Source organism: Amycolatopsis sp. NPDC051903, from assembly GCF_044452505.1.
Taxonomy (GTDB): domain Bacteria; phylum Actinomycetota; class Actinomycetes; order Mycobacteriales; family Pseudonocardiaceae; genus Amycolatopsis.
On sequence record NZ_JBITBT010000016.1, the window covers coordinates 182,902 to 194,666 of the forward strand.

The 11,765-nt window shown below is 69.7% G+C and carries 9 protein-coding genes and 1 pseudogene; 5 read left to right on the forward strand and 5 right to left on the reverse strand.

What is annotated here, in order from left to right; genetic code table 11:
- The first annotated feature begins 1,333 nt into the window (after window positions 1-1,333).
- From rsmG to ACIA77_RS29535, 4 genes are all read left to right on the forward strand, one after another.
- A complete protein-coding gene (rsmG, locus tag ACIA77_RS29520) occupies window positions 1,334-2,014 on the forward strand; it encodes a 16S rRNA (guanine(527)-N(7))-methyltransferase RsmG (RefSeq protein WP_395889252.1) in 681 nt (226 codons plus the stop codon).
- Between the two features lie 87 nt (window positions 2,015-2,101).
- Entirely contained in the window at window positions 2,102-3,028 is a 927-nt protein-coding gene (locus tag ACIA77_RS29525; RefSeq protein ID WP_395889253.1) for a ParA family protein, read from the forward strand.
- Window positions 3,025-4,044 carry a ParB/RepB/Spo0J family partition protein gene (locus tag ACIA77_RS29530; RefSeq protein WP_395889254.1) on the forward strand — a complete coding sequence of 340 codons (1,020 nt, stop codon included), beginning with the start codon at window positions 3,025-3,027 and terminating at the stop codon, window positions 4,042-4,044. Before ACIA77_RS29525 ends, ACIA77_RS29530 begins: the two co-directional genes overlap by 4 nt.
- A gap of 155 nt (window positions 4,045-4,199) precedes the next feature.
- On the forward strand, window positions 4,200-4,811 hold the full coding sequence (locus tag ACIA77_RS29535) for a DinB family protein (protein WP_395889255.1): 612 nt from the start codon (window positions 4,200-4,202) through the stop codon (window positions 4,809-4,811).
- Here ACIA77_RS29535 and ACIA77_RS29540 read toward each other — a convergent pair whose 3' ends face one another.
- Both ACIA77_RS29540 and ACIA77_RS29545 read right to left on the reverse strand, forming a co-directional pair.
- Window positions 4,812-5,762, reverse strand: a complete 951-nt coding sequence (locus ACIA77_RS29540; RefSeq protein ID WP_395889256.1) for a D-alanine--D-alanine ligase — start codon at window positions 5,760-5,762, stop codon at window positions 4,812-4,814.
- Window positions 5,763-5,795: 33 nt separating this feature from the next.
- Window positions 5,796-7,115 (reverse strand): PLP-dependent aminotransferase family protein, encoded by a 1,320-nt coding sequence (locus tag ACIA77_RS29545; RefSeq protein WP_395889257.1) that lies wholly within the window; start codon window positions 7,113-7,115, stop codon window positions 5,796-5,798.
- Window positions 7,116-7,310: 195 nt separating this feature from the next.
- On the opposite strand from ACIA77_RS29545, the gene ACIA77_RS29550 reads away from it, so the two are divergent.
- Window positions 7,311-7,955 carry a GNAT family N-acetyltransferase gene (locus ACIA77_RS29550; RefSeq protein WP_395889258.1) on the forward strand — a complete coding sequence of 215 codons (645 nt, stop codon included), beginning with the start codon at window positions 7,311-7,313 and terminating at the stop codon, window positions 7,953-7,955.
- On the opposite strand, the gene ACIA77_RS29555 is transcribed toward ACIA77_RS29550, so the two are convergent.
- The 3 genes and pseudogenes from ACIA77_RS29555 to ACIA77_RS29565 all read right to left on the reverse strand — a co-directional run.
- The gene (locus ACIA77_RS29555; RefSeq protein WP_395889259.1) at window positions 7,956-8,237 is read right to left on the reverse strand and encodes a hypothetical protein; all 282 of its coding nucleotides are present in this window, start codon (window positions 8,235-8,237) and stop codon (window positions 7,956-7,958) included.
- Between the two features lie 2,006 nt (window positions 8,238-10,243).
- Window positions 10,244-11,392 carry an N-acetylmuramoyl-L-alanine amidase gene (locus tag ACIA77_RS29560; protein WP_395889260.1) on the reverse strand — a complete coding sequence of 383 codons (1,149 nt, stop codon included), beginning with the start codon at window positions 11,390-11,392 and terminating at the stop codon, window positions 10,244-10,246.
- Window positions 11,393-11,679: 287 nt separating this feature from the next.
- A pseudogene (locus ACIA77_RS29565) lies at window positions 11,680-11,765 on the reverse strand (thiol reductase thioredoxin); the annotation flags it as partial.

Consider the following 11,765-nt stretch of genomic DNA (forward strand, 5'->3'; position numbering starts at 1 on the left):
GCGCGCGTGTTTGTGATCGCCCCGGTGGGGGCACCCCCCGCTCATTCCCTCTGGTGGTAGCGTTGCACTGTGCGCCCCCCCCACCGCGTAGAAGCGCGGGGGCCCCGCTTCTTTTGTGTCCGGGTTCCGGGTGGCTCTGCTTTGGTGCTGTGGTCGGGTCCGGGCGCCATGGGTTTGGCGCCTGGCGTTCCGCCTTGGTCCTTGACGCGCCTCGACCGTCGGCCTTCGCCTCTCCCGGGTTCGCTCGGCGGGACACGCCGGCGGCGTTCGTTCCGCGGCGGTTTCGGCCCGACTGGTTGATGCGCGGTGTCGGCGATCGGCCTTTGTCCCGCGCGCTTCAACGGTCGGCCTTCATCCGTCCGGGTTCGCTCGGCGGGACAAGCCGGCGGCGGTTCGGTCCGCGGCGGTTTCGGCCGGGCTGGTCGATGCGCGGTGTCGGCCGCCGGCCTCGGTCCCGACGCGCCTCGACGGTCGGCCTTCATCCTCAACGCCTCCCGTCGAGGCGACTCCGCCGACCACTGCCCTCGGCCCGAGCCATCCGTCTCCGGACCCGCCGCTTGCGGCCGAGCCCTTCTCGCTGCCGCGTTGGTCTGAAGGCGCCGAGGCGCCTCGACTGCGCGGGCAGCTGGCGGAGCCGTCCTGCCGCGGCTGCTGATCGCAGCGGGCGCCGCCGGGTTGGTTGATGGGCGACGTTGATCGACTCGAGGCTGGCGCGTGCGGATCCCGACGCGGCCACCATCAGCCGCCTCACACGGACGATCGGTGGGCACTTGCGCGCCCGCGGCATAGTCGCGGCGATTGCCGAACTTCCCATCGCGCCGCGCTCGGCAAGCGTCGGGGCTCACGTGGTGGCCGCGCGCGGAGTTCGATGCGGTCGGCCTGCGCGATCGCAACGTCGTCGAAGGACGGTTCAACTCGCACGTGCCCGGCGCGGTCTGGTCGCTCGATCCGGCACACCGCGTTCGCCCGCGGCACGACGCCTGTTCCGCCGCCGTCTCCTGGCGGAGGTCCTGAGTGCTCCGCCCAGATCCGTCGCTCGGTGTCAGGTGGCGGCCCACGCGCCGTCGCCGCGGAGCCGTCGGCGTCGCGGCGTTGCTCGGCGTGGATGGGTCGAATTACACGTTTGGTGTTTCACGTGAAACTCGCCCGCCGCCCAGTCTCGCTCCCCCTCCGTCCCGCGGCGCGCGGTTCCACGTGAAACCATCCCCAGACGTTCGGCTCCCCGAGTGGAGTTGTCCACAGTTGCGGTCTGTCGGCTCGATTTGGGCGCGGCATCGGGGACAATCGAACGAGCGCGTTTCACGTGAAACGCGCGGACCGAGGAGTGGATGCAGTGGGCTTGGACGGCGCCACCGACACGGTGCGAACCGCGGCGGTGGAAGTGTTCGGGGACCGCGTCGACCAGGCTGCTGGGTACGTCGATCTGTTGGCGACGCACGGGGTTGAGCGTGGGTTGATCGGGCCGCGGGAAGTGGAGCGGCTGTGGGAACGGCACGTGCTGAACTCGGCCGTCATCGGGGAGCAGATCCCGGATGGGGCGAGCGTGGTCGACGTCGGTTCGGGCGCGGGACTTCCGGGTGTACCGCTCGCGATCGCTCGGCCGGACCTCGCTATCGTTCTCCTCGAACCTATGGCCCGCCGGGTCGACTGGCTGGCTGAGGTCGCCGAGAAGCTGGAACTCCCGATCACCATCGTCCGTGGACGCGCGGAGGAGCGGTCTGTGCGCGAACAGCTCGGTGGCGCCGACGTCGTCACCGCTCGCGCGGTCGCCCCTCTCGCTCGGCTCGCAGGCTGGTGCCTTCCGCTGGTTCGTCCCGAGGGTCGCGTGGTAGCGCTCAAAGGGGCTAGCGCGGGAGAGGAAATCGAGCGGGACCGCGAAGCCGTGCGTAAGGCCGGCGGTGCCGATCCGGAACTCGCCGAGTGCGGGAAAGCAGTACTCGAGGTCCCCAGCACGGTCGTGATGATCCGCCGCCTGCCACCGAAGCCGCCCCGGCCTCGCGGCAGGCGGAGTTAAGTGCACGAGCACAGCCGCGACGTTCCACGTGAAACAGCGCGGTTCGAACGCCAACGAGTCGTCTATGAAGAGGAGGTGTCGAGACCGGTGAATCCCCCGCCGTCCGACCCTGCGCGCACCGGCCACGACTTGGGCTGGACGCCGATCGCCGAAGAAGCCGTCCGAGCCGCGAGCGTCCTGCACCCGAAGGAAGGGATGCTCCCCCGCCCCACCCATCGACGCGTGCTGACGGTCGCCAACCAGAAGGGCGGCGTCGGCAAGACGACGAGCGCCGTCAACCTCGCAGCCGCGCTCGCCGTGCACGGGTTGAAGACTCTGGTGATCGACCTCGACCCCCAGGGCAATGCCAGCACTGCGCTCGACATCGACCACCGCTCCGGCACGCCGTCGATCTACGAGGTGCTCATCGGCGAGGTGTCGCTCGCCGAGGCGGCCGCCGCCAGTGAGCAGTCCTCGAACCTCTACTGCGTGCCCGCGACGATCGACCTCGCCGGCGCCGAGATCGAACTCGTCTCCATGGCGAACCGCGAGACGCGGCTCAAGGAGGCGCTCTCGTCGGAGATCCTCGACCAGATCGGCGTCGACTACGTCTTCATCGACTGCCCGCCGTCGCTCGGTCTCCTGACCGTCAACGCGATGGTGGCCGCGCAGGAAGTGCTCATCCCGATCCAGTGCGAGTACTACGCGCTGGAGGGTCTGGGGCAGCTGCTGAGCAACATCGAGCTCGTGCAGCAGCACCTCAACCGCGAGCTCCGGGTGTCCACGATCCTGCTCACGATGTACGACGGCCGCACCAAGCTCGCCGACCAGGTCACCAACGAGGTCCGGAACCACTTCGGCGACACTGTCCTGAAGACCGTGATCCCGCGGAGCGTGAAGGTCTCGGAAGCGCCCGGCTACGGCCAGACCGTGCTCTCCTACGACCCGGGTTCACGTGGCGCCATGAGCTATCTCGACGCGGCGAAGGAGATCGCGGAACGGGGCGCGAACGATGGAAGGAGCAACACCGCATGACTGAGCGCAGAGGAGGGCTGGGCCGGGGGCTCGCGGCCCTGATCCCCACCGGGCCGGCCACCACGGCCGGCCCGGCGCCCTCCGCCGTCGAAGGCAGCGCGCCCGCGGACAACGCGACGCGTGAAGAGAAGGGCTGGTTCGCGGCCAACGGTGCGGCGACGCCGGCGGGCGGCGAGGTCGCCGGCGCCGTCTACCGGGAGATCCCGGTCAGCGCCGTCAAGCCGAACCCGAAGCAGCCCCGTCAGGTCTTCGACGAAGAAGCGCTCGCCGAACTCGAGCACTCGATCCGCGAGTTCGGGCTCATGCAGCCGATCGTCGTCCGCGAACTCGGCGACGGTGAGTACGAACTCGTCATGGGCGAGCGGCGCCTGCGCGCGACGCAGCAGGCGGAGCTCGAGGCGATCCCCGCGATCGTCCGGCAGACCGCCGACGAGTCCATGCTGCGCGACGCGCTGCTCGAGAACATCCACCGCGTTCAGCTGAACCCCCTCGAAGAGGCGGCCGCGTACCAGCAGCTGCTCGACGAGTTCGCGGTGACGCACGAGGAGCTCGCCAGCCGCATCGGCCGCAGCCGCCCGGTCATCACCAACACGATCCGGCTCCTCAAACTCCCCCTGCCCGTGCAGCGCCGCGTCGCCGCGGGCGTGCTGTCGGCCGGCCACGCGCGGGCGCTGCTGTCGCTCGAGGACCCGGAGAGCCAGGAAGAGCTGGCGGCCCGGATCGTCGCGGAAGGCATGTCGGTGCGCGCCACCGAAGAAGCCGTCACGCTGAAGAAGAGCGAGAAGCCGGCGAAGCCGAAGCCCGCTCCCCGCAAGCCGATCCAGGCGCCGGGTCTGCAGGAGCTCGCCAACCGCCTGTCCGATCGCTTCGACACCCGCGTGAAGGTCGACCTCGGCCGCCGCAAGGGGCGCATCGTCCTCGAGTTCGGCTCGGTCGACGACCTCGAGCGCATCGTCTCGATCATCGACGCGAACTCGGACGGAAAACCGGCGAATCCGACATCGGAAACCGACTAGGGATCACCCAGGGCCGTTTCGTCACGGTGATGATTGCTCACCGCCGCCGCCAACGGCACTCTGGGTGGTCACCGCGGCCGCCCCGAAAACCGGCGGCCGCGCGGCGCCGGATCTGGGATGGTGACGGAATTCGATCCGCCACCCGGGAGCGTTCCGTGATCCCACCGCGCCTGGCTCTGCTGCTTCGCCAGTTCGACTTCGCGTGCGGTCGCCTCACCGACCGCCTCCGCGGCCCGACGGTCGACAGCGGCGACGGCACGCCCGTCGCCGTCCGCCCCATGACCGACGACGAGTTCCACTGGGAACCGGCATCGGGATCTTGGTCGGTGCGGCGCCGCGCGGACGGTCCAGGACCGCGGGCGACGGTGCTCGCCGGCCGCGGCGACTGGGGACGCGACGCCACGTCGTACCCCCACCCCTGGCCGCCGCCCGTCACGACGATCGCCTGGCGCCTGTCGCACCTGAGCGAAATGCTCGCCCTGCGAGCCGACCACGCCACCGGCACCCACACGGCGACTCGCGACGACTACGTTGTGCTCGGCGACGCCGCGAGCGCGATCACCGACTTCGAGACGAACGCAGCCACGTGGCGGAAAGCTCTGCTGAACGTCGACGACACGGCCCTCGACACCGTCGGGCTGTGCACCTATCCCCACGGCAGCGATCCGGACGAGCAGTTCCTCGAGATCGTGTGGTGGGTCAACCAGGAAGTGCTGCACCACGGAGCCGAGATCGCGCTCCTGCGCGACCTCTACCGTGCGCGGTGATCAGCTGGCGCGCGCGACGGCCCGCGACACGAGATCCGCGAACACCGACCCGAGCGACTTCCCCGCCGCCTCGACCGCCATCGGCACGGTGGACGTCTCGGTCAGGCCCGGCGACAGGTTCACCTCGAGGAAGTGGACGGTGCCGTCGGCCGTGATCACGGCGTCCGTGCGCGAGATGTCGCGCAGGCCGAGCCAGCGGTGCGCGCCGACGGCCAGCTCACCGACCGCCTTCGCGGCTTCTTCGGTGATCCGCGCGGGCGTGAAGAAGTCCGTGAGGCCGGCGGTGTAGCGCGCGGTGTAGTCGTACACGCCGCTCTCCGGCACGATCTCGACCGCGGGCAGTGCCTCGGCGCCGTGTTCGCCTTCGACGACCGTGACCGCCACCTCGACGCCGTCGACGAACCGCTCCGCGAGCACGGTGTCGCCATAGGCGAAGCAACCGACCATCGCGGCGGGCAGTTCCGAGGCCTCGCGAACGACCTGCGTGCCGAGCGCCGAGCCGCCCTGGTCTGGCTTGAGGATCAGCGGCAGGCCGAGCCGTTCGACCATCGCGTCGAGCACCGACTGCGCGCCCAGCTCGCGGAAAGTGCTGTGCGGCAACACGATCCAGTCCGGCGTCGAGAACCCGGCTTGCTGAACGAACGCCTTTGCCGTCGGCTTGTCCCACGCGCGGCGGCAGCCCTGGGAGCTCGTGCCGACGAACGGCACGTCCAGCATCTCCAGCACCGTCTGCACCGAGCCGTTCTCACCTTCGCCACCGTGCAGCGCGACGACAACCGCGTCGGGCCGCTGCGTGCGCAGGCGCTCGATCAGGCCCGCGTCGGTGTCCCACTCCTCCACCGTCAGCCCCTCGGCGCGCAGCGCGGCCGAAAGCCGGCGGCCCGAACGGAGGGAGACGTCGCGTTCGTGGGAAAGCCCGCCTGCGAGCACGGCAACGGTACGGTCGACCACCGAGGGAACTCCTTAGTTCTGCTGTTGGACCGGTCAGACCGTGTCCGGCGACGGGGTTTCCGGCCCCGAGATGGTGCGCGCCTTCACGCTACCGAAGGTGCGGCTGAGGTCCATTTCGGACTCCAGCACCGCGGCCAGCCGGCGCACGCCCTCGCGGATGCGCTCGGGCGTCGGGTAGCAGTACGAGAGGCGCATCTGGCGCGATCCGTAGCCGTCGGCGTAGAAGCCGGTGCCCGACGCGTACGCCACGCGAGCGGTGACGGCCCGCGGCAACATCGCTTTGGTGTCAACACCTTCCGGCACGGTGACCCACACGTAGAAGCCGCCCTCAGGTGTCGTCCACGAGCAGCCCGGCGGCAGGTGCTGGTTGAGCGCCGAGAGCATCGCGTCGCGGCGCTCCCGGTAGTTCTCGCGGAACTTCTTGATCTGGCCCTTCCAATCGTGCGTCGCGAGGTAGCGCGAGACGATCATCTGGTTGAACGTCGGCGGGCACAGCGTCGCGGATTCCGCCGCCAGCACGAGCTTTTCGCGCACGGCGTGCGGCGCGAGCACCCAGCCGACGCGCAGGCCGGAGGCGAACGTCTTCGAGAACGAGCCGAGGTACACCACGTTGTCGGGGTCCATCGAGCGCAGCGCCGGGTACGTCTGGCCGTCGAAGCCGAGCAGCCCGTATGGGTTGTCCTCGACGATCAGCACGTCGTGCTCGCGGCAGATCTCCACGATCTCCGCACGCCGCTCCACGGCGAGTGTCACGCCGGCGGGGTTGTGGAAATTCGGGATGGTGTAAAGAAGTTTGACGCGCCGGCCCGATTTCTCGGCCTGGCGCAACGCCTCGCGTAACCCCTCGGGCACGAGCCCCTGGTCGTCCATCGCCACGTGCACGACCTGCGCCTGGTACGCCGCGAACGAGCCGAGCGCACCGACGTACGACGGTCCTTCGGCGATCACGATGTCACCCGGATCGCAGAAGAGCCGCGTGACCATGTCCAGACCCATCTGGGAGCCGACGGTCACGACGACGTCATCGGGGTGCGCCTTGATCCCCTCGAGCGCCATGATGTCGCAGATCTGGTCGCGCAGCACCGGAATCCCGTGCGCGGAACCGTACTGCAGCGCCACCAGCCCGTCTTCGGCGATGATCTCCGCCACCTGCGTCGACAGCGTGTCGAGCGGCAGCGCGGCGAGGTTCGGCATGCCGCCCGCGAGCGAGACGACCTCGGGCCGGCTGGCCACCGCGAACAGCGCCCGGATCTCCGAAGCGGTCATCCCGGCGGTGCGCGCGGCGTACCGGTCGAGGTGCGGGTCGAGATTGTGGCGGCCGGCTTGCGGCTTGACGGGGCGGTTTTCGGTCATCGACACACCTGAGGGCTCGGTGGTACCTGTGGGTAGATCCAACGAGTGTAACCGTGGCCTCTTAGCGCTCCCCGCTCTTCCGGCGCTCATCACATCGGCCTATTCTTCGGATGGCTCTTCCGGTCCTTCCTGCGCTCTTGCAGGTGCCTGGGCCGGTGGTGAGTGTTGGGTGCGGGGTTTCGAGGGAGGTTTCAGGTGTCACGTCGCGTGGTGGGCGTCACACTCGACAACCTCGAAGACCTGCCCAAGGGGTGCCGTCGCTGCGTGTACTGGGAGCTTGCGCCGCACCTCAAGGCCCAGGCCGAGGAGTTCGGGTCCACCGAGGTCGAGAAGGAAGCCTGGGTGTCCAGCGTCCTGCTCGAGTGGGGTTCCTGCGGCCGCATCGTCTACAGCGACACGCTGCCGGTCGGCTTCGTCCTGTACGCGCCGCCGAACGCCGTGCCGCGCGCCCTGGCTTTCCCGACGTCGCCGCCCAGCGCCGACGCCGTGCTGCTGACCGCGTTCCAGGTGCTGCCGGAGTTCCGCGGCGGCGGCTTGGGCCGGATGCTTGTGCAAGCCGTAGCCAAAGACCTGACCAAGCGCGGCGTCCGCGCCATCGAAGCCTTCGGCGACGCGCAGCCCGACGAAGCCGACCCGCTGGGGCAGCACACGTGCGTGCTGCCGGCCGCGTTCCTGCAGAGCGTCGGCTTCAAGACGGTTCGGCCCCACTCGAAGTGGCCGCGGCTGCGGCTGGAGCTGCGCTCGGCGATCACCTGGAAGGAAGACGTCGAGGCTGCGCTCGAACGCCTGCTCGGCCAGGTGACGATCACGACGGCGGAGCCGAGCCTCGGGCGGGCTTGATCAGCTCTCCAGCAGCTTCTTCAGCTGGGTGAGGCGGTCTTTCCAGTACACCTTCAGCTCGGCCGCGGTCTTCTCGTCGGCGATCCGCTCGTGCGCCAGCGCGACCTGCGCGCGTGTCCCTTTGTCGACGAAACCGACGTTCACCCGCATCGCGCCGTCGCCCCAATCGAAGCGCGCCGAACGGTTTTGCTGCGTCGTTCGCGGCGTCAGCTGGTCGTCCCCCAGCCACTTCTGCCTGATCTCCGCGTCGACGACGGCGCGGTAGAGCTCCCCGACCGGCACTCCACCGTCCGGCTCGCACTCACCGTGAACAGCCCGTCGCGACCGCCGTTGCGCGGCCGCATGCCGCGGGACCGCTCGTACTCGACCGTCACCGTCTGTGCCCACCAGCTCCCGACGCCCTGTTCGTCGACCATCCAGCCGGCGATCTCCCCGTGGCTGCGCCCGCGCGCTCCCCACGCGTCGAGCAGCTCACCCCACTCGTCCCAGCCACGCCCGGTCGCCGCGCGCACTGCGTCTTCCGAGGTCAACTTCGTGCCACTCATCGCTGTCCTCCTGTCCTCGCACCCCGAACGTCGCCACCGCCCCGACCCGTTCGACACACCGCCCGAAAGATCTTCGTGACGCCCTCCTACCACGGTTTTACCCAGCCCGAAATACCCGATTTCGCCACCTGTGCACAACTGTGGAAGAAACCCCGAGTTATCCACAGATCCCTGATAGGCGCCGTGGAAAACCTGTGGATGGGTAGACTGGAGTTGGGGACGCCCCCCGTGGAGGGTGGGGGCTGCCCCCAGGTGTGGTGTGCCGCGGGCGGCAGGGGCGCAACGGGTTGTGGCAGCCGCCGGTGGGGGCATAAGCGGTGGCGAGGCTCCGTTTTCTGTCTATCGGTGGACTAGTCCACTGGGGTGGATGATCGGCGCTCGAGTTGCGGGGGTTCGGGCGGAGTTGTGCACAGGCCGCGGTCTAGTGAACGGCGTTTCGCTCCCGGCCGCGGCCTTGCCCGCAGGGCGACTAATCGTGACGGAGAGTGGCTGTGGCTCTGAGTCGGGGAGCTCGGGGTTCTCGCCGTCGCGGCGATGTGCCGACTCCGATGGGGACGGTGATCGGGTCGCGGTGGCTTGAAGAGCCTGCGGTGTCTGAGATCCCGCGGGATTCGATCGAGAGCTGGGTGCCTGGCTTGGATGGACCAGCCGGCGTTGGCGAGTCGCGACGCGAGCGTGCGGCGGCGAACCGCGGATCCTGGCTTGCTCGGACCGAGTTTCCGAGGGCGAGGTCTGGACCAGGGTGTAGCGGACGAACGTTTTCTCAACACGGTGGTGCTCGTGCCGAGTTCCGTGGGGTCGCCCGCATTCACCGGGCAGCGGATCCGGGCGAGTTGGCGCGATACGGCGCCTGGACGCGTGACCCGCCACAAATCGGGCGGTGAGCGAGGTCGGCCGCGCCAGCTCGATTCGCAGTGACGCAATCCGCGTCCGCTGTGGCAGCCGGATCGAGCCGGAGTAGCGATGGCCCACCCACTCAGCCAGCTCGGCTCAAGCGGCCGACACCAGTCCAGCTTGCGGTGAGTGACGCAGGCGGATTCGCGGCCATCTCCGACCCGCCCGCCGCGGCTGGCGGGTTCGCTTCGACGCGCGGGGCCAATGCCAGTCGGACTTGTGGTGGCAATGCCAGTCCGGCTCGCGTGATCAAGCACGCTCCGCGTACAAAAGTCCGGCAAGGCTTGCGGAGGCCATCAACAGCCCAACCGACGGTGGCCGGCGCCGGTCGGGCCTTGGCCGGAAGACCGGCGCGAATCGGCGCGGTCGACGGCAGCCGGGATTTGGGCCGTCGGTGCTGATGTGGCTTGCGGCAGGCCAGTCCAGTTCTCGGGAGCGGCGGCCAACTGCAGAGCCGGTCGCGTCGACCCTTCGAGTCGGCGGTGCGGCGAGCGGGATCGAGCCAGTTCGGTCAGCACCACCGGCCTGGACGACAGCCGGACTCCCTGTGCGGCTTGCGGCGGGGCACTCCGGGTTTACCAGGCGGCGCCAGAGCCGGCCGCATCGAGCGGTCCAGTGCGACGATGCCGCAACCCGGGAACCAGGCGCTCAGGCCACAGCACCAGCTCGCAGCAGGTGAGTCAGCGGCGGACAGACCACACCGACGCGGCGAACGGCCGAGTCACGCGCTGATGTTGGAACAACCCCGCTCCGGTGGCGCAACCCGGCCAAACCGATACCGCCCGGTAGAAGCCCGCCTGGAGCCCGTAGCGACCCATACCCGACCCCGGCGGGCCGAACCGCTGAGCCCTACTCGGCCTTCGCCAGTTCGTGGGCCAGGACGTCGGCGAAGGTGAAGGTGCCCGTGGGCTGGTCGCCTTCGCCGAGGAGGTACAGGCGTTTCACGGCGATGAGGATGCCTTCGGCGACGATGTCGCGGAAGGCGGGGTCGCCGAGTTTGCGGCTGTCGTCCGGGTTGGTGAGGTAGCCGATCTCCACGCGGACCGCGGGGCAGCGCGTGCGGGTGAAGATCTCCCACGTCTTGTAGTGGGTGCGGCAGTCCAGCAGTCCTGTGCGGGCGACGACCTCGCGCTGGATGTAGCCGGCCAGGAGCTCGCCGACGGTGGAGGTGGTGCCGTTGCCCGTGCCGAAGTGGAAGCTGGCGACGCCCTGGGCGCGCGGGGAGCCGTTGCCGTCGCTGTGCAGGCTCAGGAACAGGTCGGCGCCGGCGTCGTTGGCGAAGCGGGCGCGTTCGAAGTCCGTGGGGCTGTGGTTGGGGCCCCGCGAGATCAACGCTTCCATGCCGGTCGCCTGCATGCGGCCCTCGAGCCGCCGGGCGAGGTCCCAGGCGATGTCGGCCTCGCGCAGGCCGCCAGCGACCACGCCGAGGTCTTCGCCGCCATGGCCGGGGTCGATGACGATGCGCTTGCCACGCAGGCGCGGGCCCGCCTGGCGCACCTGCTCCTGCTCGCGCAGGAACACCGGGCGCCCGCCGCGGGCGCGCGGCGACGAAAGGCGGTGCAGCTCGCGGATCGTGGCCGGGCCGCAGATGCCGTCGGGCGACAGGCGCATGTCGCGCTGGAACGTCTTCAGCGCGCGCTCCGTCTGGGGACCGAAGTAGCCATCGGGGCGGCCGGCGTCGAAGCCGAGCTCCGTGAGGCGCTCCTGCAGCGCGAACACGTCGTCGCCCTGCACGGGCGACGACAGCATGTACTGCAGCGGACGGCTCCCCAAGTGGAAGCTCGCGCCCTTCAGCGCCTGGAACGTCGCCGGGCCGACGACACCATCGGTGATGAGCCCGCGGCGCTGCTGGAAGGCGCGCACCGCGTGCTCGACGGCGGCGTCGAAGGTGCCGTACGTCTCGGTCCCCGCCACCGGCGGGAGCAGGTCCATCCCGGCAAGGATCGACCTGATCTCGGCGACGTCCGGACCGGCGTCACCGCGGCGGAGTACCCGCATGCACTCCTCGCTCTTCCTAAGGCACCGAAACCAGCTCGGCGCGAAATGCGAAACAAGAAACCTGTGTGGGTGGCTAGCTCAGGCACCCATTGTGCCCTGTGAACTCTCGGTGAGCGCGCAGGCCCGGTTGGTATGACCCGGGCGGGCACAAGCCCCCACAGGTCGGACACGCCCGTGCACCTGCGTGATCGTGGCCACGGACACTTCGCCCGAACGTGCGAGAACCCGGGTCCGCGGGGCGATTCCCGCAGGCCCGGGTTCTCAGCAGCTGGACAGCGCGAGCTCGGTCAGAGCACGTCCGACAGGTCGGACAGCAGCGCGGCCTTCGGCTTGGCACCGACGATCTGCTTCACCGGCTTGCCGCCCTGGAACA

What these genes read in the sequence shown, in the direction of transcription:
- ACIA77_RS29530 (WP_395889254.1), top strand. Translation starts at nt 3,025, where the DNA reads ATGACTGAGCGCAGAGGAGGGCTGGGCCGGGGGCTCGCGGCCCTGATC.
- ACIA77_RS29545 (WP_395889257.1), bottom strand. Translation starts at nt 7,115, where the DNA reads ATGACCGAAAACCGCCCCGTCAAGCCGCAAGCCGGCCGCCACAATCTC.
- ACIA77_RS29560 (WP_395889260.1), bottom strand. Translation starts at nt 11,392, where the DNA reads ATGCGGGTACTCCGCCGCGGTGACGCCGGTCCGGACGTCGCCGAGATC.